This is a genomic window from Streptomyces sp. NPDC058459, from assembly GCF_042721685.1.
Classification (GTDB): Bacteria; Actinomycetota; Actinomycetes; order Streptomycetales; family Streptomycetaceae; genus Streptomyces.
On sequence record NZ_JBHXLV010000003.1, the window covers coordinates 19,498 to 38,477 of the forward strand.

Annotated in this window: 30 protein-coding genes, 1 tRNA gene, 1 other RNA gene and 2 pseudogenes; 10 read left to right on the forward strand and 24 right to left on the reverse strand. The window is 67.5% G+C overall.

The annotated features are described in order from the left end of the window. Positions 1 to 36: 36 nt before the first annotated feature. Positions 37 to 737, forward strand: a pseudogene (locus ACFWN1_RS01175) (hypothetical protein); the annotation flags it as partial. 37 nt (positions 738 to 774) lie between these two features. On the opposite strand, the gene ACFWN1_RS01180 reads toward ACFWN1_RS01175, so the two are convergent. From ACFWN1_RS01180 to ACFWN1_RS01190, 3 genes and pseudogenes are all read right to left on the reverse strand, one after another. Then, on the reverse strand, positions 775 to 1,434 hold the full coding sequence (locus ACFWN1_RS01180) for a class F sortase (protein ID WP_384356908.1): 660 nt from the start codon (positions 1,432 to 1,434) through the stop codon (positions 775 to 777). Between the two features lie 12 nt (positions 1,435 to 1,446). Beyond that, a complete protein-coding gene (locus tag ACFWN1_RS01185; RefSeq protein ID WP_384356911.1) occupies positions 1,447 to 2,031 on the reverse strand; it encodes a hypothetical protein in 585 nt (194 codons plus the stop codon). 150 nt (positions 2,032 to 2,181) lie between these two features. Next, positions 2,182 to 2,601: pseudogene (locus ACFWN1_RS01190) on the reverse strand (HAD hydrolase-like protein); the annotation flags it as partial. Positions 2,602 to 2,665: 64 nt separating this feature from the next. Here ACFWN1_RS01190 and ACFWN1_RS01195 point away from each other — a divergent pair. Further along, a complete protein-coding gene (locus ACFWN1_RS01195) occupies positions 2,666 to 4,174 on the forward strand; it encodes a recombinase family protein (protein WP_381272744.1) in 1,509 nt (502 codons plus the stop codon). A 141-nt stretch (positions 4,175 to 4,315) separates the two neighbouring features. Here the strand turns inward: ACFWN1_RS01195 and ACFWN1_RS01200 are convergent, their stop codons facing one another. From ACFWN1_RS01200 to ACFWN1_RS01300, 21 genes are all read right to left on the reverse strand, one after another. Further along, positions 4,316 to 4,558: a hypothetical protein gene (locus ACFWN1_RS01200; protein ID WP_381272742.1), complete on the reverse strand. Its 243-nt coding sequence runs from the start codon at positions 4,556 to 4,558 to the stop codon at positions 4,316 to 4,318. Positions 4,559 to 4,562: 4 nt separating this feature from the next. Beyond that, positions 4,563 to 4,811, reverse strand: a complete 249-nt coding sequence (locus ACFWN1_RS01205) for a hypothetical protein (protein ID WP_381272739.1) — start codon at positions 4,809 to 4,811, stop codon at positions 4,563 to 4,565. 12 nt (positions 4,812 to 4,823) lie between these two features. Continuing rightward, positions 4,824 to 5,255: a hypothetical protein gene (locus ACFWN1_RS01210; protein WP_381272736.1), complete on the reverse strand. Its 432-nt coding sequence runs from the start codon at positions 5,253 to 5,255 to the stop codon at positions 4,824 to 4,826. Between the two features lie 29 nt (positions 5,256 to 5,284). Beyond that, on the reverse strand, positions 5,285 to 5,848 hold the full coding sequence (locus ACFWN1_RS01215) for a hypothetical protein (RefSeq protein ID WP_381272734.1): 564 nt from the start codon (positions 5,846 to 5,848) through the stop codon (positions 5,285 to 5,287). Continuing rightward, the gene (locus ACFWN1_RS01220; protein ID WP_381272731.1) at positions 5,845 to 6,294 is read right to left on the reverse strand and encodes a hypothetical protein; all 450 of its coding nucleotides are present in this window, start codon (positions 6,292 to 6,294) and stop codon (positions 5,845 to 5,847) included. The genes ACFWN1_RS01215 and ACFWN1_RS01220 overlap by 4 nt, the downstream gene beginning before the upstream one ends. Further along, entirely contained in the window at positions 6,291 to 6,533 is a 243-nt protein-coding gene (locus tag ACFWN1_RS01225) for a hypothetical protein (RefSeq protein ID WP_381272729.1), read from the reverse strand. The genes ACFWN1_RS01220 and ACFWN1_RS01225 overlap by 4 nt, the downstream gene beginning before the upstream one ends. Positions 6,534 to 6,909: 376 nt before the next feature. Beyond that, positions 6,910 to 7,605, reverse strand: coding sequence for a hypothetical protein (locus ACFWN1_RS01230; protein WP_381272726.1), 696 nt, complete (start codon positions 7,603 to 7,605; stop codon positions 6,910 to 6,912). A gap of 28 nt (positions 7,606 to 7,633) precedes the next feature. Next, positions 7,634 to 7,960 carry a hypothetical protein gene (locus tag ACFWN1_RS01235; protein WP_381272723.1) on the reverse strand — a complete coding sequence of 109 codons (327 nt, stop codon included), beginning with the start codon at positions 7,958 to 7,960 and terminating at the stop codon, positions 7,634 to 7,636. Then, positions 7,957 to 8,544, reverse strand: coding sequence for a hypothetical protein (locus ACFWN1_RS01240; RefSeq protein ID WP_381272720.1), 588 nt, complete (start codon positions 8,542 to 8,544; stop codon positions 7,957 to 7,959). Before ACFWN1_RS01240 ends, ACFWN1_RS01235 begins: the two co-directional genes overlap by 4 nt. A gap of 30 nt (positions 8,545 to 8,574) precedes the next feature. Next, on the reverse strand, positions 8,575 to 8,982 hold the full coding sequence (locus ACFWN1_RS01245) for a hypothetical protein (RefSeq protein ID WP_381272717.1): 408 nt from the start codon (positions 8,980 to 8,982) through the stop codon (positions 8,575 to 8,577). A gap of 55 nt (positions 8,983 to 9,037) precedes the next feature. Beyond that, entirely contained in the window at positions 9,038 to 9,391 is a 354-nt protein-coding gene (locus ACFWN1_RS01250) for a hypothetical protein (protein ID WP_381272715.1), read from the reverse strand. A gap of 26 nt (positions 9,392 to 9,417) precedes the next feature. Continuing rightward, entirely contained in the window at positions 9,418 to 9,669 is a 252-nt protein-coding gene (locus tag ACFWN1_RS01255) for a hypothetical protein (protein ID WP_381272713.1), read from the reverse strand. Then, on the reverse strand, positions 9,666 to 9,950 hold the full coding sequence (locus tag ACFWN1_RS01260; RefSeq protein WP_381272711.1) for a hypothetical protein: 285 nt from the start codon (positions 9,948 to 9,950) through the stop codon (positions 9,666 to 9,668). Before ACFWN1_RS01260 ends, ACFWN1_RS01255 begins: the two co-directional genes overlap by 4 nt. 27 nt (positions 9,951 to 9,977) lie before the next feature. Further along, a complete protein-coding gene (locus ACFWN1_RS01265; RefSeq protein WP_381272709.1) occupies positions 9,978 to 10,496 on the reverse strand; it encodes an antirestriction protein ArdA in 519 nt (172 codons plus the stop codon). 50 nt (positions 10,497 to 10,546) lie between these two features. After that, positions 10,547 to 11,014, reverse strand: coding sequence for a hypothetical protein (locus tag ACFWN1_RS01270; RefSeq protein ID WP_381272706.1), 468 nt, complete (start codon positions 11,012 to 11,014; stop codon positions 10,547 to 10,549). Between the two features lie 35 nt (positions 11,015 to 11,049). Next, positions 11,050 to 11,114, reverse strand: an RNA gene (locus ACFWN1_RS01275) — hammerhead ribozyme type II. Between the two features lie 18 nt (positions 11,115 to 11,132). Next, entirely contained in the window at positions 11,133 to 11,444 is a 312-nt protein-coding gene (locus ACFWN1_RS01280) for a hypothetical protein (RefSeq protein ID WP_381272703.1), read from the reverse strand. Next, positions 11,441 to 11,815 (reverse strand): hypothetical protein, encoded by a 375-nt coding sequence (locus tag ACFWN1_RS01285; RefSeq protein WP_381272700.1) that lies wholly within the window; start codon positions 11,813 to 11,815, stop codon positions 11,441 to 11,443. The genes ACFWN1_RS01280 and ACFWN1_RS01285 overlap by 4 nt, the downstream gene beginning before the upstream one ends. Positions 11,816 to 11,831: 16 nt before the next feature. After that, complete coding sequence (locus tag ACFWN1_RS01290) at positions 11,832 to 12,656, reverse strand: hypothetical protein (RefSeq protein WP_381272698.1); 825 nt, start codon at positions 12,654 to 12,656, stop codon at positions 11,832 to 11,834. An 85-nt stretch (positions 12,657 to 12,741) separates the two neighbouring features. Continuing rightward, a complete protein-coding gene (locus tag ACFWN1_RS01295; RefSeq protein ID WP_381272696.1) occupies positions 12,742 to 13,137 on the reverse strand; it encodes a hypothetical protein in 396 nt (131 codons plus the stop codon). 1,254 nt (positions 13,138 to 14,391) lie between these two features. Next, complete coding sequence (locus ACFWN1_RS01300; RefSeq protein ID WP_381272693.1) at positions 14,392 to 14,796, reverse strand: hypothetical protein; 405 nt, start codon at positions 14,794 to 14,796, stop codon at positions 14,392 to 14,394. A gap of 446 nt (positions 14,797 to 15,242) precedes the next feature. On the opposite strand from ACFWN1_RS01300, the gene ACFWN1_RS01305 reads away from it, so the two are divergent. From ACFWN1_RS01305 to ACFWN1_RS01340, 8 genes are all read left to right on the forward strand, one after another. Beyond that, positions 15,243 to 15,752, forward strand: coding sequence for a DNA cytosine methyltransferase (locus tag ACFWN1_RS01305; RefSeq protein WP_381272691.1), 510 nt, complete (start codon positions 15,243 to 15,245; stop codon positions 15,750 to 15,752). Between the two features lie 250 nt (positions 15,753 to 16,002). Beyond that, positions 16,003 to 16,164, forward strand: coding sequence for a hypothetical protein (locus ACFWN1_RS01310; protein WP_381272688.1), 162 nt, complete (start codon positions 16,003 to 16,005; stop codon positions 16,162 to 16,164). Next, positions 16,164 to 16,478 (forward strand): HNH endonuclease, encoded by a 315-nt coding sequence (locus tag ACFWN1_RS01315; protein ID WP_381272685.1) that lies wholly within the window; start codon positions 16,164 to 16,166, stop codon positions 16,476 to 16,478. Before ACFWN1_RS01310 ends, ACFWN1_RS01315 begins: the two co-directional genes overlap by 1 nt. A gap of 8 nt (positions 16,479 to 16,486) precedes the next feature. After that, a tRNA-Met gene (locus tag ACFWN1_RS01320) sits at positions 16,487 to 16,559 on the forward strand. Position 16,560: 1 nt separating this feature from the next. Further along, positions 16,561 to 16,803: a hypothetical protein gene (locus tag ACFWN1_RS01325; protein ID WP_175512319.1), complete on the forward strand. Its 243-nt coding sequence runs from the start codon at positions 16,561 to 16,563 to the stop codon at positions 16,801 to 16,803. Between the two features lie 24 nt (positions 16,804 to 16,827). After that, positions 16,828 to 17,256: a hypothetical protein gene (locus ACFWN1_RS01330; protein ID WP_175512318.1), complete on the forward strand. Its 429-nt coding sequence runs from the start codon at positions 16,828 to 16,830 to the stop codon at positions 17,254 to 17,256. Positions 17,257 to 17,604: 348 nt separating this feature from the next. After that, entirely contained in the window at positions 17,605 to 17,916 is a 312-nt protein-coding gene (locus ACFWN1_RS01335; RefSeq protein ID WP_381272682.1) for a hypothetical protein, read from the forward strand. Positions 17,917 to 17,953: 37 nt separating this feature from the next. Further along, the gene (locus ACFWN1_RS01340) at positions 17,954 to 18,955 is read left to right on the forward strand and encodes a terminase (protein WP_254870582.1); all 1,002 of its coding nucleotides are present in this window, start codon (positions 17,954 to 17,956) and stop codon (positions 18,953 to 18,955) included. Positions 18,956 to 18,980: the final 25 nt, after the last annotated feature.

Genomic DNA, 18,980 nt, shown 5'->3' on the forward strand with positions numbered 1-18,980 from the left:
GAAACACGCGCCGACCCGCGTGTCGGGGGATGACTCATGATGTCGACGCCGCCGGGCGCCCGGCAGAGCCACGCACAGCACGGACAGGACCGACAACACCAACAGCCGGATGATCCGTCCCGGACCACACGGCTCAGAACCGTCGCGCACCGCACCGGACGGCTCGACCGGCCCGGAAAGGCCCTGCCGAGCCACGACTACGAGCACTACGGCAGGCTGCCCGCGCTGGACACCGCCATGCTGGTCTCGATCGGCCTGATCGAGTTCTTCCGCTGCGTGAACGTGCTGTCCGACGCGCACGCCACCCTCGTACCCGGGTGGCCTTCCTGACCTCCTTCGTGCCAGGCAAGGAGCCGCCGGAGATGGTCACGCGGACCCTTGCGGCGGCCGTGGGGCCGCGGCACCGGGGCCCGCTGCACGTCTGGCTGCTGGACGAGGGCGACGACCCGGCCGTGAAGGAGGTCTGCGCCCGGCTGGGCGTCCGCCACTTCAGCCGTAAGGGCGTGGCGAGGTGGAACCAGCCCTCGGGCCCGCACCGCGCGCGGACCGAGCACGGCAACCACGACACGTTCGTCACCAAGGCCGCCGAGTCGCAGCAGAGCCTCTTCCACACGCTGATCCAGTGCGCCGGGAACCGCTACGGCGCCCCGATGTTCGTCGGCGCCTCCAACGCGGTGCGGATCAGCGCGCTGCGGCAGATCGGCGGGCTGTACGACTCGATCACCGAGGACATGGCGAGATGTGGAAGCCAACGCCCATGAATGCCAGGGGTGTTCAGCCTCCGGTGCCGGTGAGGTACGCGGAGACGACCACGTTGGCCGTGTAGCTGCGGCTCACGCGGTCGTAGGTGCCGCCGCAGGTGATCAGGCGGAGTTCGGCGCGGCCGGGGTGACGGGTGCCGTAGGCGCGTCCGGCGTCGAAGCGGTCGGTGGGCAGCACCTCGACGTCGTCGATGACGAACCGGGCCACCTTGCCGTCGGCGCGGACCACCCGGACGGAGTCACCGGGTTCGAGGGTGCTGAGCCGGTAGAAGACGGCGGGCCGGGTCTCGGTGTCGACATGGCCGACGAGCAGCGCGGTGCCCGCCGCGCCGGGCGTGGTCCCGGCGCCGTACCAGCCGACCACCCCCGCCTGGTCGAAGGGCGGCGGGTCGATGCCGCCCCGGCTGTCCAGCCCGCGTGCCACCACCGGTGCCTGGACGGCGAGTTGGGGGATGTCGACGCGCTGCGGGGCGGAGTCGGGCAGCGGGGTCGCCGGGGCGGGCAGGGGGATGCCGCCGAGTCCGGCCACATCGCCGTGCGCGGTACCGGCCGGGTTCTCCGGCAGCCCGGTCACGTCCCGCCCCCAGAGCCAGAGTCCGAGCAGCAGCACGGCCCAGGCCACGGCCGTGACCGCCCGGCCGCCGGCGGTGGTGTGCCCTCGCTCCTCGGACATCCGGTCGCCCGCTCAGCCGTCGTTCCGGCTCCGACGACCGCGCAGCGCCCCCACCGTGACCGCGGTGCAGCCGGCGAGGGCCAGCCCGGTCAGGGCCTGGGCTGCACCGGGACCGGAGCCGGTGGGGGCGACGGTGGCGAACAGCGTGCTGGTGTCCGCGCCGACGCTGCCACCGGCCGCCGTGCCGCCGCCGCCCGCGTGGACCGGCGCGACCGGGGAGGGTCCGGTGTCCGGCTCGTCGCCGGAGCCGGAGCCGGAGCCGGGGCGCACACCGGCCCCGGGCTCGTCGACGCTGATCCGGCCGGTGAACGAGTGGTCGGCGCAGGTGATCCGCACGTCGTAGGCGCCCGCCTTGAGGGAGGTGCGGACGCGGGTCTGGCCGGAGAGGTCGCCCTGTCCGCCGGTCAGCCGGGCGTCCGAGACGAAGGCGCTCGACGCCGCCGTACCCTGCGACGCCGTGCAGCCGCGCACCCGCAGCGACACGTCGGTACCGGGGACGGGGACGGCCGGGGCCACGGTGAGCCCGCCGGTTCCGTGCGAGCCGCCGCCGTCCGCCGCGTGGGCGACAGCCGGGGTGAACGCGGCGGCGGCGAGCATTCCAATGCATAGAGTGAGGCGAAGTGAGCCCATCGTGAACCTCCAGATACTGGGAGGTTCCCCCGCCCGGTGCGCCTTCGCATCCGGACGGGGTCTCCGATTGCTCCGTACGGGTGGGACCCGGTTTGAGGGTGCCGCGAAACACCCAGCTCAGACGAGGTCCACCAGGTCCGCGATGGAGTCGACGACCTGGGACGGACGGAACGGGTAGCGGTCGATCTCGTCCACCTCCGTGACCCCGGTGAGCACCAGGAAGGTACGCATCCCGGCCTCCAGTCCCGCGAGCACGTCGGTGTCCATGCGGTCGCCGATCATGGCGGAGGTCTCCGAGTGGGCGCCGAGCACATTGAGCCCGGCGCGCATCATCAGCGGGTTGGGCTTGCCGACGAAGTACGGCTTCTTCCTGGTCGCCGCGGTGATCAGGGCGGCGACCGATCCGGTGGCGGGCAGGGCGCCCTCGGTGGAGGGGCCGACGTTGTCCGGGTTGGTGGCGATGAACCGGGCGCCGTCGTTGATCAGCCGGACCGCCTTGGTCATGGCCTCGAAGGAGTACGTCCGGGTCTCGCCTAACGCCAATCGAACATACTTCGGAACTAACCTGCCTCGGACCAGCAGGAAGAGGCACGAGCAAGACATGGCGATACTAGTCGGCGGATACGCACGCATCAGCGACGTAGGAGAACTCGGAGACGGTCGCGACGGCGAAGAAGGCGTCACCCGCCAGAAGGAGGACGTACACGATCTCGTGAGGGTTCGGACTCTCACGCTGCACCGCATGTACGTCGACAACGACCTCTCGGCCTACAAGCGCCGAGTCGTCCGCCCGGACTTCCGGGAACTGGTCGATGATCTTGAGGCCAAGATCATCTCTGGCGTTGCCGCTTACAACATCGACCGCGTGACGCGCCAGCCGCGAGAGCTGGAGAAGCTGATCGACATCTACGAGGACGCTCGGCGCCCCATGGTGTTCGCGACGACTGCGGGCGACTACGACCTCTCGACCCCGGACGGCCGGTTCAATGCCCGGCTGTACGTGATGATCGCGAACAAGTTCTCGGCGGACGCCGCCCGCCGTGTCGCGCGGCAGAAGAAGGCCGACGCGATGCAGGGCAAGCTCCACAAGGGCGTGGCCCCGTTCGGCTGGGATGATGACGGAAGCGCCAACCCGATTGAGGCCGCGCTGATCGTCAAGGCCCACCAGGACATCTTGAACGGGAAGCTCCTCGGCGAGGTGCACGCCGAGTGGGTAGCGCTCAATGTGCGCAGCCGTCAAACGCCGCTCGGCCGGAACATCAGCTATACGTCCGTGGGCTACATCGTCACGAACCCTCGGCTGTGCGGGTATCGGGTGTACGTGCCGCAGGCAGAGCGCGAGAAGCGCGGGAAGATCGACCTCAGCGAGTTCCTCTTGGAGCGCTCGGACGGCTCACCGGTTGTCGGGGAGTGGGAACCCATCTGTACGCCCGAGCAGTGGCGTGCGGTCGTGGACGTGCTGAAAGCGCGGAAGCAGAGCGGACGCGGCCGGAAGAAGGGCACGACAGTCACGAAGCGTTTGCTGACCCGGCTGGCGCGGTGCGGCGAATGCGCGGGCGGCCTGCTGTCGATGATGTACACGCGGGGCACGACGAGCTACGAGCGGCATGGGTACTTCTACGCGTGCCTGAAGGCTGCCGGCGGATGCGGAGGCGTCTCGCGGTCCGGCCCGCCGGTCGAGGCGCTGGTCGAGGCCGCGTTCCTGGAGCGGATGAGGCGGATTGCCGGGAACAAGCGGGCCGGGCAGCCTGAAATCAATCCGGCGTTGGTTGCGGCGCGCGCGCGGCTCGACCAGGTGCTCGCGGAGATCGCGGAGGCACGTCAGCTCCGAGAGGCGGGCGAGTTCCCCCTCCGCGAGTTCGTCCGCGAGATCAAGCGCCTCGACGAGCTGAAGGACACTTTGGAGTCCGAGGTGTCGTCGCTGAACGCGGCCGGTAGCGAGACCGGCACCACGGCTGCCGAGCGGATCGTCCGCGAGTGGGAGTCGTACACGGTCGCGATGAAGCGGGCGGCCTTCGACAGGTTCATTGAGGCTGTGGTGATCCAGAAGCAAGCGCGGGGCGGAAACCATGCCTTCCGCCCGGACCTGATCGACGTGGTGTGGAAGTAGGAGGGCTTAGTCGCCGGGTGTGAGTCCGAAGCGGGCGCACACCCAGGCGATGTCCTCTGGGGTCGGGGCCGGGGCTTTCGCGAGCATGGCTTCGACCCACTCTTCCGTGGTCATGATTCAGTCTCCGGTACTAGGTTAAAACTAGGCCGCGAGGCGCGCGGCGCATTCCTCATAGGTGCGGCGGGACTGCTTGGTGAGGTGCCACATGCCGTAGTCGCACTCGTAGACGCGGTTCTCGCGGTGGATCGGGTGGGCCCCTTCCCATCGCTGAGCCTGCCGGTCACGCTTCGCCTGGGCTCGCCCGAGGGCCTTCTCGGCGGCTCGCTGGTCGAGGAAGCCTCGCTTGACGCCGCACTCGCACGGGCGGAAGTCGACGGTCTTCAAGGGTCTAGCTCCGTTCGATGAGGCCGCGTCGTCGCGCCATGCGCATGTACGTGAGGACGCTCGTCCGGGTAAGGCCGAGTCGCTCGGCGAGGTGGCGGCCGGGGTTGATCACGCCGTCGATCTCAGCCTTGATGAAGTGGCTGGCGAGGCGGACGAGGAAGACGTTGGGAACCGGAGTGGTGTGAGGTCCGCGAAGCTCATGCAGTTCAGCAATGTCGGCGTCGGACAGGTTGGGCTCGATGAGGCCGTACATGTGGGTGCCTTTCTAGGTGCTGCGGAACTTGCCGCAGGGGCAGGTTGGTATCTGGCAGGCGCCTCGGGCGGCGCTGGCGGCGGAGTGCGTGAAGGGGGCGTGGCCGCATTCGGGGTGGAAGCAATAGCCCTTCCATCCCTTTTTGCCGTCCACGTTGGCGAGCATGACGCCGGGGCTGTAGAGCTTGACGATCTTTCCGGTGCCGCCGAAGGCCATCTTGGAGGCGAAGGTCTTCATCTCGGCTTCACTGCCGAAGGGGCCGAAGTTGAGGCCGCGGTGCCCGTCTTTCCAGGTGTGGACGAGGGCGAACAGGTCGCGCATCTGGAGGAGTTCGGCGGCTGTTTTGTAGATCGCTTTGGCGAGCTGGTCGGCGCTCTCGAAGGTGGGGTCCTCCAAGAGCGCCACCACTGCCGCGACCTCTTCCTTGCGGGGAGTGATTCGCATGGAACTAACTTAACATGTGGGTACTAGGTTCACACGAGGAGCGGGATGAGCTGCCTCACGCGGTCATGGAGCTGGGCCACGGAGCCGTCGTTGAGGATCACATCGTCGAATAGGTAGCCCCGAAGCGCCGTCTCGCTGACGTGCTGGGCCTCGGAGATCGGGGCTTGTCCGGGGCGCCGGATCGCGACGACCAATCCCCCGCGCTCCCGGATCGCGTCGGCTTCGTTGGGGAAGCGCACATCGGTGATGACGGCCGGGCCCCAGGTCTCGAAGTCTCGGAAGAGGGCGCCGACCCAGACGTTCTCGCCGAGGACTCCCCGGCCGCCCTCGGTGCCCAGGCGCTGGAGGTACTTGCGCACCTCCGGGTACATCTCCCTCACGGCGTCCCAGCCGTAGTGATCGACCTCGTACCGCAGGGAGGTGAACCCGCGCGAGTAGGAGGGCTCGTCGAGGACGGGGTTCATCGCGAGCAGGATGGCCCGCACATTGTCGGCGAAGGCGCGGCGGGTCCAGCCCGAGTCGAGGAGAGCCTGAGCGGCGGTGTCCTTGCCGGACCTGGCAATGCCGGCGAATCCGATCAGGGACGCGGTCACTTCATTCCTCCGAAGGCGGGCCGGACCGTTCCGGCCAGTTGCAGGGCCGGGGATCGCGGGGCGGAGCTGGGTGCCGGCGGCTCCACCCGCACCTTCACCTGAACGGCCACCAGTTCGCACCACAGGAACGCGCGGACCTCCCACTCGGCGCCGTTATCGGTGCTGGCCTTGTAGTCCACGAGCGCCACGGCGCGGTAGGAGTAACCGTCGGCGCGGGCCACCGCGCGGGCCACATCCTTCATCAGGCCGCAGTCGCCCAACTCTTCACGGGCTCCCTCTTCCTCGCCCCACACTCCGACGACTTCCCTCCACGCTCCATCGAGCATGAGCACGTCGCCGGGCCGGAGGTCTTCGGCTCTGAGCTGCTCAGTCGTCCACGTGGATCGCTGCGGCGCCTGTTCGGTTGAGTTCATCTTGATCTTTTCCTTGCAGTCGGTTGTGGTCATCGTCGGACGTTGCGGCGGGGCTGGTTACGGATCGCGAGGTGAGGTGCGCGGTCACCGGCCGGGGCGACGATCAGGTCCCGCGCCGTGTAGCCGTGCCGCTCCCGGTCGAGCGAGTCCGGCTCGTACAACTCGGCGTCGACCGGGAGTGCGCCGCTGCGACGAAGGCCGTCGAACCAGTCGAGGGCCTCGTGCTTGCCCTCGAAGGCCGGCAGGTGGATGCGGTAGCCCTTGTCGGGCATGGTGTTCTCCTCATGGTTGGTGTTCAGCCTTCGCGGCTTTCGACGAGGCGGTACAGGCCGGGGGCGGCGACCCGCCCTTCGCACACGTCGCAGTCGCAGTCGTGCAGGCAGATGCCACACGTGGTCTCGTCGCAGAAGGGGTCCGGCCCGTGCCATTGGTGCGACGGGTCGGGGTCCGGGCAACCCCACGTCTCGCAGCCTCGATCCTTCGTCCACATCGGGTAGACAACATGTTCGCGGCAGTGGAGAGGCCCATGAACGAGCTGGTGGCCGGGGCAGGCGAAGCGAGACTGGTCGGCCGTGTCCTCGCCAGTGAAGGCCGCTCTGCACTTGGTGCACTGGAGACGCCCTTCCGGTCGCCTTCGCAGGCGATGTCTCACGAGGTGGCCGCAGCGGGCTCGGCTTCGTCGATCTCGGACTCGAACGCCTCGTCGTCGTCCATGAACACGAGCCGCATCCGAAGACCAGCATGCCGGGCCTGGAGCTTGCGGAGTGCCTCGTCGACACCCGCATACTCCTTGCGGAGCTTCCCAGCGCGACTCTCGCGCTCGCTACGGAGGAGCGCCGTGGCCTTTTCGTGTACGAGGGCGGCGTTCTCCTGGTGCAGCTTGACGAGGGCCCAGATCAGCTCGCGCGTCTTGTCGCGGACACCTCGCGGGGCCGCCTCGTCACCTATGCCGGGCACGTCACGGCGGACCGAGAAGTCGCGCATCGTCTCGCGCTTGACGACAACGTTGGTTCCTTCAGCGAGGGGCGAGCCCCAGACGGCCAAGTCGCCCTCGCAGGCCGCGTGGTTCGAGCGCCCGTAGCCGATGTAGAGGCCGGTCGGCAGGAACTCCCAGTCGTGCTCCCAGGGGCTCTCGTTGCCCCACTCAATGACACGCTCGTCGAAGACGGGGGCGATGCGCACTGTCCCGCGGATTCGTGGTCCGCTCACCGCGTAGGCGGTGATCCAGGGGCGAGCCGGGGCATCCCACGGCTTGTCGTTGGGTTCGACGGTGAACTGATCGAAGGAGACGATCCCGAAGGGCAGGCCGACCTCTACGTGCCGGGCGTACTTGCTGTCACTCATGATGATCTCGATCTCTGCGTGTGGAGGGTCAGTTGGTGTAGCAGGCGGAGATGTCGACGCCTTCGTGCTTGGCGTGCCGGATGCAGTTCTCGGCGCACTCGACGAAGAAGGCGAGAGCCTTCTCGGCGGCCTGGGTCACGCTGCCGGCCATGTCGAAGCGTGCGTTCTGCATGCCGAGCAGCTCGTCACCGAACAGCAGGTAGAGGTTGCCGCCGCTCCAGTAGATGCGGCCTCCCCCGGCCCAGTTGTTCGAGTTCATCTCGTGGAGGACGGCATCGCCGGTCATTCCCCGCACGATGCGGACTCGGACCGTGGCGCCGTCCGAGAGGGTCACGCGGTCGGTGTACGGCTTCATGACGCCTGGTCCTCCTTCGAACGCGAGGAGACGAAGTGGCGGAGAGCCTCGCGGGCCTCTTTTCGCGCCCAGGTGGCGCCGTAGTACCCGGAGCAGGATTCGACCTCTTCCCAGGTCTCCATGGATGCGCTCTCGTCGCTGTCGCGTGTCCAGTCGACGCGCTCCTCGATGACCCAGGCCCAGGTGTCGCCCTCGGCCCAGGCTTCGTACTCCTCCATCTCGGCTTCGATGTAGCCCTCGGAGAGGAGCCCGGCGTCGAGCGCGATCATCTCCTCGCCGGTCATGTACCAGAGGGAGCGGGCACCCTTGGCTGGCGCGGACTCCAGGACGAGGCCACCGTGGAAGATGGAGACGTAGCGGGTGAAGATGTCCACGCCCGCCCAGCGGTTCCAGCAGACGCGGTGCCAGGCTTCGGCGAGCGGGCCGCCGTCGCGGTCGACCGGTATGTACTGGCCGAGGTGGGTGTCGATGGTGATCACGTGGACCCGGGTGTCGCGGTCGTGGCGGGGGTTGGGTGCGTGGTCGTCGTGGACCAGGCGGACGCGGTAGCGGCCGTCGTCGGTGGTGTCGAGCACGTTCGTCATGTGGGTCTCTTTCGCGGTGTAGGTGATCGGTCAGCCGAGGAGCGCGGAGCGGGCGTCCGTGTCCCAGGCCGGGATGGCGAGGCCGAGTTCGAGGTACCGGGCGGCGCGCTTCTTGGCGCGGCTGGCTCCGGAGACTTCGCAGCCCTTGTGGCGGCGGGGCGGTGCCGGGTTCTTTCCGGTGCGCTCCCGCATGTGGCTGGGGTAGGGCTCGATGTCGATGCCGCACAACAGGCAGTGCAGGGCCCAGCGGTGTTCGCTGCCGGGGTAGCCCTCGTGCACTCCGACGCAACGGGTTCTGGTGCAGCCCTCCGGTTCGTCGACCGGTACGGCTCGCGTGGTGTAGCCGAGTTCGAGCGCACGGAGCCAGGCGGCGGCGAAGGAGTCGCGGTTGCGCTTGGTGTCGGGCAGGAACGTGGAGCGGGAAGGCGCGGTAGGCATGTGTGGCCTTTCGGGAGGCCGCCCCGGCGTCGCGGCCGGGGCGGCAGGAGCCGGGTCAGCGGGGTGTGACGGTCGCGAGAAACCCGTCCAGGTCTCGGCGGATGCCGTCCCATGCGGCGAGGGCGACCTCGGCGGCCATGAGTCGCAGGCGGGCGCATCGCCGAGCGCGATGTCCCCGAGCCTCGTTCAGGAGGAGCCGATCTGCGGTGACCTTCGCCTGGAGGGCGGCGGTCGTCTCCTCCTCTGGGACTCCGGTGATCCGCTGCACGGCGAGGGCGGCGAGGATGTCGGGAAGGCCGCCACGAAGCGCCATGTCAGCCTCGTGCTGAGACGTGTGGCCTTCGGCCACGTATCGGTCGAAGACGGCCTTCGCGGCGGCTTCGGCGTGCTTGCTATTGGGTCGGGGCATGGCGGTTTCCTTGATCGGTGTCTGGTTCAGGAAGAGGTGCGATAGCCGTCACGGCACAGGACGTACGAGGTGTCGCCGACATGGGCCCAGCAGTCCTTGTGGCCGTCGATGTCGCCCCAGTCCTGACGGCCCTGGTCCTGCATCCGCTCGTCGAAGGTGCGGGTGTCACGGGCGACCGGGGCGGGCTGGTCGGCCTGCGACTGGGTGCCGGCGGCCTGGGCTCCGAGCGCGATGATCGCGCCGACGAAGCCTGCGGCAAGGAGGTGGCCGAACTTCATTTCCCGGCCTCCTTGAGCGCGTCGAGGATTTCGTCAACAGCCGCGTACTCGGACGTACTGACCCAGCGCCATTCGGCCTCGGGGAGCATCTCGACAGGGAGGGAGAGGACAAGGCTCTCGGCGGTCCGGGCCAGGTTGATGAGCGTGTACCACTCCTGCGAGGCAGGGTCGTAGTCGTTACGCCACTCCTCGACTTCACGGCACGTTTTGAGCACCTCGGCTACGAGGTTCTTGATCCTGTCGAGCTGCATAGAGTCCGGGTGGGTGATGGACGGCATCATGTTGGGGCTCTCTCGTATCTGTGGGGGTCAGGCCGCGTAGAAGACGTGGATGCCGCCGAATGTGTCCTCGGAGGTGAATCCACCGGTGAAAAGTTCTTGCGAGGCGCGTTCCCAGTCGATGTCGTAGAACGGCCACTGGGTCAGCCGGGATTTCTCCTCCTCGGAGGAGGTGTCCTCGAACCACTCGCGGGCGAAATCGGCCTCGCTGTCATGGAATCCGCAGTAGTCGGCGCGGAACTTCTCGACCCATTCGGCGCGCTCGTCGGGCTGTGCATAGAGCTGGAACCAGGCGGCGAAGGCGCTCGACTCGTCGTCGGTCAGCTCGGCCAGAGCCCTGGCTATCTCGGCGGCCTGGCACGGCGAGCACTCTCCGTCGAGGGCGCCGCTAAAGCCGTCGTGGTCCATGACCCACAGCTCCTCGTGGGAGGTGGGGCGGCCGTGGAGGTCCTCCGGGGTCACGTCGTCCGCGGTGTCGCCGTCGTACCAGTCGCCGACCAGGCGACCGTCGTTGTAACAGGCCAGGCAGCCGATCCAGACTCGGGGCATGAGTTGAGTAGGGGCGTACATGTGCGCTCGATTCAGGGCGAGTTGGAAGGTCAAGCGTTCAGTGCGGCGTCGTACGCCTCGTCCGCGTAGCGGGTGAGGATGGAGCAGGTGACCTCGGGAGCGGTGTAGGCGTCGGCGAGGCGGGCCAGGGTCGCGCCGTAGCGGCCCATGAAGCCGATGGCTTCCCAGACGGGCAAGCGAGCGGCTATTGCCATGTCGGCTCGGATGCGGGCCTTCTCGCCCTCGTAGGTTGCGCCCACAACTTCCTGCGAGCGGCTGTCGTAGAAGTCGCCCTTTTCTATGCGCCGGGCAATCTCGTATCGGTACGCGTCGATCGCGTATGCTTGCGGGTCGGTGAAGCCTTCGTCGGTCGTGTAGGTGTGGTTCCAGCCCCCGATCTCGGAGCCGTCTTTTCCACGGCGGACCACGGTGATGGTCGGACCGTTCAAGGTGATCTGAGTGTGGTATCCGGGCGCCGTAACGGTGTTGATGCGTACGGATTCCTGCACTGCGGACATGGGTCCTCGCATTCGCTCGGTGCATATGGCCGACACGCTGGCTGGCTTCGTCAGGGGGGAGGAACCGCCTCCCGCCGACCCCCTTTCGGGGGTTTCGCCTTTGCGCTCGTATTGCTGGTCAGATCCGCTTCTTGGACGCGGTGAACTCCATAACGGTGGTGAACTGGGCTGTGAACAATGCGATTTGGAAGTCGCCTATGGGCAGCACCATTCCGAGGTGCGCCTTCACGCGCCGGAGGAGGCCGCTCATGTCCTTTGCGTCGATGCGTGGGGCGCATCCGATACAAGCGCGCCACTTTCCGTCGTCGGGCATGAGTGCCACGTCACCCGAGTCGTTGCCGAGGCCGATCAGAGGTCGGTCGTCGGCGAGGATGTAGAGCCAGCGGGCGGCGCCCTTGAGGTTGCAGAAATCGCAGTCGTGCGTGTTCAAGTTGGCTTCCTAGTACGGGAGTTGCGTGCGGGGCGCCGGATCATGGCGTGGCTGGTCGCGTAGTCCTTGCCTCGGCCTCGGTTGCTGGTGAAGCCGAAGCGGCGGTAGAAGGTCCGCAGGCGGGGGACGCTGCCCCCGAAGTCCGCAGCCGGGGTGAGTGCCATCGGCACGCCATGCCGGTCGGCCTCGGCGGTCAGGGCCCGCATGATCGCGGTACCCGTCCCCTGGTCACGGCGGACTCGGGTGACGACCAGGAGGTCAAGGGCGAGGTAGCCCGAGCTGTTGTCGTACGAGATGTGGATCTTCGCCGCGTGGTCTTCGAGGGCTCGGCGGAGACCATCGACCCACGGGGGCTCGGTGCCGGCGGGCATGGATCTCCCCTGCCGGTCAGGCGAAGGCGAGCTGGCCCGCGATCGGGGCGTTCAGGTGCTCGTTCGCAATGGTGGTGAAGTAGGTGTCGCGGGCCTTGCGGTAGATGTCTTCGACCTTCTGCCAGTCGATGCCGCAGTCCGGCTCGTGACCGAAGAGTTCGCTCAGTTCCTCGTAGCAGGAGTCAGCGATCTCGGCGGACTGGATCTCGGTGTCGTCCTCGTACTCGCGCTGGGCTCGCTCCATGGCCTCGTTCACGTTCGACTGCCAGCGCTCCCACTCACGCTCGGAGTAGTCCGAGTCGTCGAGCACGGCGTAGCCCTCCAGGGCGGAGAGGATCGAGCACGCCTCGCGCCAGGCCGCGGTGAACTTCGGGCGGTACTTGATCGGGGTGAGGGCAGGGAGCCCGTACCGCTCGGTGTCCCATTCCCAGTCGCTCTTACAGGAGGCGCACAGGAAGCGGCGGCGGCCGTGCTTCTTCCGACTGACGGCCCAGTCGGCGATGCTGTCGCACTTCCGGCAGAGCATCACGTCGTCGGCGTAGACCTGCACGAAGACCTGGGAGCAACTCCCCCAGCCCCAGTGGCGTATGCCTGCGTTGACCACGTGTTCGTCCGAGATCTCGGTATCCGTACGACCGGTGTCGGCGGCGGAGCGGAGCAGGTCGAGGGCCACGTGGAAGTTGGACTCGGCCATGAGGTCGTCGGCGTTGTCGGCGCAGCCGATGACGGGTGCGTGGGTTCGGTACAGGCGGTCGTCCGACGTGCCGAAGTTGGTGGGGCGCTCCAGCAGTCTCCCGGCGTACTCGCTCATGGTGTCGTCGTCGCACTCGTAGCTGATCATCTGTCCTCGCGTTTCGAGCGGGGCGCCCCTCCCTGTCTCCCTGTGTCGGGAAGGGGCGCCTTGGAACTACCTTAAAATGCAGGGCTCAGAGAGCGACGAGCGCGACGTTCTCGCGCTCGGTGGGCTGGGCCTCAAGCTCTGCGATCCGCTGACGCGCCTTGTCGTACGCGAAGGACACATCCTGGAGTCGACGGCCGAGGTTGTACGAGATCGTCAGCAGGTCGAACCCCTGGACCTCGCGCTTCGCGAGGTTGACCGGACGGACCGGCTTGGGCGCTTCAAGCTGGGCGATCTGCTCGGGAACGATGAAGACGAAGCCGCCGCAGTAGGTGCAGCGCTGTTCGGCGTCGCTGGCGTCGGCCTCCCGCTCGTAGAAGCTGAAGTCCACGCACTGACAGCACCGGAAGTCGCCCTCGGCCCTCTTGAGGCCGACCCGCTTGCCGTACTGGCGGTCGGTGGCAGTGAAGACGTACTCAGTCATGTGACCTTGCCTCCCGGAATTGGAACTACCTTAACAGTGGCTCCGAAGAGACGCCAGACCGGTTGACCTGGCGACATAGCTCACCCATGCCGGCGGCACGGGGAGCTGGCGACCCCTCCTGCTTTCGAGGCACGGACCCGGCCGAAGCCGTTCCGGGAGGGGCCTTGCTGATGGGGGTGGGTGTCGATCTCTCTGGATACTCGGCGGCGGGATTACTCCGACCACCGGGACTCACCGTTCGCATCACCCGCCGTTCGGCCGCTTCCGGCCGTTCGGCCCGTCCGGACCGGCTTTCGCCGGACCATTCGGATGAACGGTGAGCCCTGGTCAACATGGTTGGCCGCGCGGCTTGCCTAGCGTCGCCCCTGCCGGGCATCCGGCAGGCACTTCCCACCACGCCTACCCCCCATAGGGGGTGGTTCGCGGCTTCACCAGGACCGCGCAGAGCGAGTATCGGACGAAGGTCCGGCGCTAAGCACGTTGGCTGTACCCCAGGGGTTCGATGTCGTCTCGGCTGCGCTTGCCCTCGACGGTGGGATGCCCCACCTCTTGCGTACGCGGCTTCAAGCCCGTCTGTGCCCTGCGTACCTGAGAGGGGTTGTCCTGCTCAGGCGACATGCTGTGTTCGTGAGGCGGACCCTGGGGCCTGCCGTCTGGTACTAGCTTAACACGCTCTCGGTTCGGTCAGCGCCGCGATCTCTTTTCGCGACCCCAGGACCAAGGTCCGAGGTGAGCGGCTTGGCCTTGCGGCCCGTTCGCTCGGTGTTGGTACTACCTTAACACACTGTCTGGCGTGTTCCGCAATTCCCTTGCGAGTGCTGCGGCCCTGCCGTCCTGCGTGCCCCGCTTCGTTCGCCCCGTTGCCGTGGCGTTCGCTGCGGTGTGGTCACACCTTAACACCTTCGCCCGTGGACGGCGCAACCCCGGATCTTCAGCCCTGGAGTCCTTAGCCACTGCGCGCGCGTACACGTGAGCGCAGGCGCACCGAAGCACGCGAAAGCGGACAGACGCGGGTGAGTGCACAGCGATGCGGGCGTGACGGGATGGGTGGGGATATGACCCCTTCGCGCGCGTCGAAAGAGCCGCCACGTCTTAGCAGCTCGGATTCTGCCACGGTTTCAAGGTCGACGAGGGCGCCCGCGTCACTCGTCGTTGCCGCAGATATGCGCAGGTCAGCACTGATCCGACCATTCTGTGGGGCCACCGCCGGCACTGCTCAGGAATGAGAGGTCGCGGCGACCCTAGTCCAGGCGCTCAGGCTGCGGCTTCGCCGGGGTCCTCGCCCTGTAGGCGGTGGACGTAGGTGGTACCGGGTTCGAGATCGCCCCCTGTCTCCGCCTTGTACTGCGCCTTCTTCTCCTCGCTGGCGTTCTGCCCCGCAGGGAGGTTCCGCACGAACGGGTCAGGGGACTGTCGAGGCTCGCCCACGGCTTCAGCGGCAGGGAGCGATTCGGAATCCGCGTCGCCTTCGGCTTCGTACGCCTCGACCTCGTACGTGTCGGCGTCCTGCCTCGCGACCAGATGTGCGACTACAGCCATGCCCACGGCGAAGGTCACGGAGCCGACGGCACGGATCTTCGGCTTGTGCTCCCTGTACCAGTTCCTCGTCTTCTGGCCGAAGGATGTGGGCTCGCCGTCCTCGGGCGTGGAGTCAGTCACACGCACACATCTACCGGACCCACCCCTAACCTGTCAGGCAATCACCCGACATAGCCTGGTCGACTTCAGTGGCGCTCGCCAGGCTGAAGTACGTCTTCGAGGCTTCCTGAAGGGGCGGCCTCCGGCCGCGTCAGCCGCCTGCCGTCTTCGCCCTGTCCGCCCTTTCGGGCGGCATCACCCCTTCGCCGCTGCACTTCTTCGCCGTCGCCCTTCGGGTCCCGCCGAAGTGTGATGCACGTCACGTGCCCTTGCCTTTCCGAAACCAAGATCAACTAGCGACTTATAAGTGTAAGTACGTAAGTCGCAAGGCTCGCGAGGCTTGAGCCCCTGGCGGGGCTCGCCAGCATGAAGACGCCTTGCGCATAGACGAATTGCAGGCTTGGCCCGAATGGGCCACCTGGCGAAGGCGAAGTACGTACGTACGTATTTCGCTCAGGAGGGTCTGCTTGAAGCTCCTCGAACTCTGCGCCGGGTACGGCGGTCTGGGTATGGCTGTAGCCCCCCTGGTCAGCGGTCGTGTGGCGTACGTCGCTGAGACTGCGCCCGGCCCGAGCGCAGTCCTCGCCATGAGGTACCCGGACGCTCCGAATCTCGGCGATATCCGAGAGATCGACTGGGCCCAACTCGTCGGCAAGGTCGACGCGATAACCGCAGGTTTCCCCTGCCAGGACATCTCGATTGCGGGGAACCGGGTTGGAATTCGAGGCGCTCGCTCTGGAGTATGGACCAACGTCCTTGACGCAGTTCGCGTCATTGGACCGCGAATCCTCTTCCTGGAAAACGTCTCGAACATCCGGACGCGGGGCCTCGAAGTCGTCCTCAGTGACCTGGCCGAGATCGGGTACAGCGCGCGGTGGGTGTGCGTACGAGCTACCGCAGCTCGCGCCCCTCATCTCCGTGACCGGTGGTTCTGTATCGCGACCCCTGAAAACCCCGACGAGCAATCTCGGCAGTAACGGCGGTGCCCGTCCGCCGGCCGAACGCCGAGCTGGTGGTCACGGACCGACCCTCGACGACGAAGCCTGCTACTCGTTGCCCTACTCGGAGGCGATCCGCGAAGGTCGCGAGCCCGAATCCGCGGTGACCGGTCCGCACTCTCCCGCTCACTGGTGGGGCGAGTACGCCCCGGCGATCCGGCAGTGGGAGCACGTGACCGATCGCGCCGCCCCTCCGCCCACGGAGGCCGGACGCAAGGGCGGCCCTCGCGTGACCGTCGAATGGGTCGAGTGGCTGATGGGCCTCCCCCTCGGCCACGTCACCGCGATCCCTCGGCTCACGCGCGGGCAGCAGCTCCAGATCCTCGGCAACGGCGTCGTGCCCCAGCAGGCCGCGCTCGCGTTCGCCGCGCTCCTCGACCTGGAGGTGTGATGCCGAACTGGTCCGGCTCGGACCGGCACGAGAGGTTGCCGGCGGACTGGCCGCGTATCCGGATTCGCATCCTGCGGCGCGACGGCCACCGCTGCACTCACCGCGATCAGTACGGGGAGCGCTGCGAGGAGCTGGCCACGGACGTGGACCACATCGTGCCTGGTGATGACCATCGAGAGACCAACCTGAGAGCGCTCTGCGGGTTTCATCACCGGGCCAAGTCGTCGCGCGAAGGCGCGCTCGCGCTCGCCGTTCAGCGGCGGCGCATTGATCGCCGGTTCCGTAGGACCGAGGCACATCCCGGCCTCATGTGAACCGGCGAGGGTCAGTAGCTCAGCGGGTAAGAGCAGCGGTCTCATACACCGCGCGCGGGGGTTCGAGTCCTCCCTGACCTACATGGATATCTGGTCGTGGCTCTGGGTCAGTTGGCTCGGGGCCTTCGCAGTGATCGAAGGAGTAGCCCTTGCCCGAGATGACCGAGGCGACACTCTGTCCGAACACGTCTGGAAGTGGTTCGGCATCGGCCGCCACGACGAGCCCCGCCCGACCGTCACCGGCTCCGTGCGGCTGCGCCGCTTCGTGCTCCTCGCCTTCTGCGCCTGGCTGTCGACGCACTTCCTGACCGGCGGCGCGTTCTGACCTGACCCGAATGGAGGTGAGCCAGTGCCCGGCCCCGTACCCAACCGCGAAGCCGACCTGGCCCGCCCCCGCGAGCGCAAGGGCGGGGAAGTCCAGTCCGTGACGCGCGGCCTGGCCCGCCCGGCGAAGGCGCCGAACGCCGACCGGAACTGGCACCCGATCGCGAAGCGACTGTGGGACTCCCTGAAGGAGTCCGGCCAGGCCGACTTCTACCAGCAGTCCGACTGGGCCCTGGCCTACTCGCTGTGCGAAGACCTCTCCTACTACAAGAAGTCGGGGAAGCGGTCGGGCCAGATGCTTCAGACGATTTACTCCGCCTTCGAACGACTCCTCGTCGCAGAGGGCGACCGGCGCCGCGTGCGCATCGAACTCCACGAGCCCGAGCCCGAGGTGCAGTCTGCGGCTGTCCTCGCCATCGCCGACTACAAGCAGGACTTGGGGCTCGCCGAGTAGGTGAGCCGCCCTCCGGGCGGCCCAACCGACGAAGGGAGGTGAGTCCCATTCCAGCCCTCACAGAAGAAGAGATCGACGCACTCGTTCCGACGTTCCTCGGCCCCACATGGTTGAAGAAGCCCGACGGTTCCTGGACGCTGCCCGAGCGCACGCTCGGCTGGCAGATCGCCGGATGGTGTGCCGAGTACATCAACGCCGAGAACGGCGGGCCCTGGCGCTTCACGCGCGAGCAGCTCCGCTTCGTCTTGTGGTGGTACGCGGTCGACGAGAACGGCCGCTTCGTCCACCGCAAGGGAGTCCTTCAGCGCCTCAAGGGCTGGGGCTTAGGGCAAGGACCCCTTGCTCGCCGTGGTCTCCCTCGTCGAGTTCGTCGGACCCTCGCGGTTCTCCCACTGGGGCCCGGACGGGCAGCCGGTCGGCGTCCCGCACCCCCAGGCGTGGGTCCAGATCGCAGCCGTCAGCCGCGACCAGACACGCAACACGATGACGCTGATGCCGTCCCTGATCTCCGAGCGGATGATCGAGACGTACGGCATCAAGGCCGGAGCCGAGCTGATCCGCGCGAACGGCGGCCGGCAACGACTTGAGGCGGTGACCAGTAGTTACCGCGCCCTTGAGGGGGCGCGGTCCTTAGCGGGCCACGTTCGTAGTTCTCAATGAAACGCACCACTGGGTCACCGGCAACGGCGGCGACCGCATGTACGAGACAATCGACGGCAACGCGACGAAGAAGGACGCCCGCTACCTCGCGATCACGAACGCCTACCTCCCCGGCGAAGACTCCGTGGCCGAGAAGATGCGCGAGGCGTTCGAGAAGATCCTCGAAGGCCGCGCCTCCGACATCGGCTTCATGTACGACTCGATCGAGGCACACCCGGCCACGCCGCTGACGCCCGAGGCGATGCGGATCGTCCTGCCGAAGATCCGCGGCGACGCCGTGTGGCTGCGGGTGGAGACCATCCTTCAGTCGATCCTCGACACGACGATGGCGCCGAGCCGCTCCCGGCGGATGTGGCTCAACCAGATCGTCGCCTCCGAGGACGCCCTGTACGGCCCGGCCGAGTGGGATGTCCTGCGCGACGAGGCCCTCCGCCTCGACCCCGGCGACGAGATCACCCTCGGCTTCGACGGCGGCAAGACCGACGATGCGACTTGCCTGTTGGCCGTCCGCACCTCCGACATGGCCGCCTTCGTCCTGGGCCTGTGGGAGAAGCCGGACGGGCCGAAGGGCGACGGCTGGCAGGTCCCGCGTTCCCAGGTCGACAGCGCCGTGCACGACGCGTTCCGCGTCTTCGACGTGAAGGCGTTCTACGCCGACGTGGCCCTGTGGGAGAGCTACATCTCCGAGTGGGACGCCGCGTACGGCGAGGGCCTGGCCGTGAAGGCACCGGGCAAGGACGCGATCGGCTGGGACATGCGTTCCAGCCTGAAGCTCTCCACCATGGCGCATGAGCGGCTGATGCGGTCGGTCTTCGACCGCAAGCTCAAGCACGACGGCGACCGCAAGCTCCGCCGGCACACGCTGAACGCGATGCGTCGCTCGAACAACTACGGCATCTCCTTCGGCAAGGAGAGCCGGGAGTCGCCGAAAAAGGTCGACGCCTACGCCGCGCTGATGCTCGCGCACGAGGCCCTCGTCGACCTCCGAGCCCGTGGCAAGAAGGTCCGGAAGCGGACCGGTCGGGGCTTCTTCCTGTAGCTATTTTAACCTAGTACCACGGTGG

What these genes read in the sequence shown, in the direction of transcription:
- ACFWN1_RS01315 (WP_381272685.1), top strand. Translation starts at nt 16,164, where the DNA reads ATGCCGAACTGGTCCGGCTCGGACCGGCACGAGAGGTTGCCGGCGGAC.
- ACFWN1_RS01205 (WP_381272739.1), bottom strand. Translation starts at nt 4,811, where the DNA reads ATGTACGGCCTCATCGAGCCCAACCTGTCCGACGCCGACATTGCTGAA.
- ACFWN1_RS01270 (WP_381272706.1), bottom strand. Translation starts at nt 11,014, where the DNA reads ATGTCCGCAGTGCAGGAATCCGTACGCATCAACACCGTTACGGCGCCC.
- ACFWN1_RS01245 (WP_381272717.1), bottom strand. Translation starts at nt 8,982, where the DNA reads ATGCCTACCGCGCCTTCCCGCTCCACGTTCCTGCCCGACACCAAGCGC.
- ACFWN1_RS01265 (WP_381272709.1), bottom strand. Translation starts at nt 10,496, where the DNA reads ATGCCCCGAGTCTGGATCGGCTGCCTGGCCTGTTACAACGACGGTCGC.
- ACFWN1_RS01235 (WP_381272723.1), bottom strand. Translation starts at nt 7,960, where the DNA reads ATGAAGCCGTACACCGACCGCGTGACCCTCTCGGACGGCGCCACGGTC.
- ACFWN1_RS01260 (WP_381272711.1), bottom strand. Translation starts at nt 9,950, where the DNA reads ATGATGCCGTCCATCACCCACCCGGACTCTATGCAGCTCGACAGGATC.
- ACFWN1_RS01225 (WP_381272729.1), bottom strand. Translation starts at nt 6,533, where the DNA reads ATGCCCGACAAGGGCTACCGCATCCACCTGCCGGCCTTCGAGGGCAAG.
- ACFWN1_RS01220 (WP_381272731.1), bottom strand. Translation starts at nt 6,294, where the DNA reads ATGACCACAACCGACTGCAAGGAAAAGATCAAGATGAACTCAACCGAA.
- ACFWN1_RS01210 (WP_381272736.1), bottom strand. Translation starts at nt 5,255, where the DNA reads ATGCGAATCACTCCCCGCAAGGAAGAGGTCGCGGCAGTGGTGGCGCTC.
- ACFWN1_RS01285 (WP_381272700.1), bottom strand. Translation starts at nt 11,815, where the DNA reads ATGCCCGCCGGCACCGAGCCCCCGTGGGTCGATGGTCTCCGCCGAGCC.
- ACFWN1_RS01240 (WP_381272720.1), bottom strand. Translation starts at nt 8,544, where the DNA reads ATGACGAACGTGCTCGACACCACCGACGACGGCCGCTACCGCGTCCGC.
- ACFWN1_RS01255 (WP_381272713.1), bottom strand. Translation starts at nt 9,669, where the DNA reads ATGAAGTTCGGCCACCTCCTTGCCGCAGGCTTCGTCGGCGCGATCATC.
- ACFWN1_RS01195 (WP_381272744.1), top strand. Translation starts at nt 2,666, where the DNA reads ATGGCGATACTAGTCGGCGGATACGCACGCATCAGCGACGTAGGAGAA.
- ACFWN1_RS01290 (WP_381272698.1), bottom strand. Translation starts at nt 12,656, where the DNA reads ATGATCAGCTACGAGTGCGACGACGACACCATGAGCGAGTACGCCGGG.
- ACFWN1_RS01340 (WP_254870582.1), top strand. Translation starts at nt 17,954, where the DNA reads ATGTACGAGACAATCGACGGCAACGCGACGAAGAAGGACGCCCGCTAC.
- ACFWN1_RS01325 (WP_175512319.1), top strand. Translation starts at nt 16,561, where the DNA reads ATGGATATCTGGTCGTGGCTCTGGGTCAGTTGGCTCGGGGCCTTCGCA.
- ACFWN1_RS01295 (WP_381272696.1), bottom strand. Translation starts at nt 13,137, where the DNA reads ATGACTGAGTACGTCTTCACTGCCACCGACCGCCAGTACGGCAAGCGG.
- ACFWN1_RS01180 (WP_384356908.1), bottom strand. Translation starts at nt 1,434, where the DNA reads ATGTCCGAGGAGCGAGGGCACACCACCGCCGGCGGCCGGGCGGTCACG.
- ACFWN1_RS01250 (WP_381272715.1), bottom strand. Translation starts at nt 9,391, where the DNA reads ATGCCCCGACCCAATAGCAAGCACGCCGAAGCCGCCGCGAAGGCCGTC.
- ACFWN1_RS01185 (WP_384356911.1), bottom strand. Translation starts at nt 2,031, where the DNA reads ATGCTCGCCGCCGCCGCGTTCACCCCGGCTGTCGCCCACGCGGCGGAC.
- ACFWN1_RS01230 (WP_381272726.1), bottom strand. Translation starts at nt 7,605, where the DNA reads ATGAGTGACAGCAAGTACGCCCGGCACGTAGAGGTCGGCCTGCCCTTC.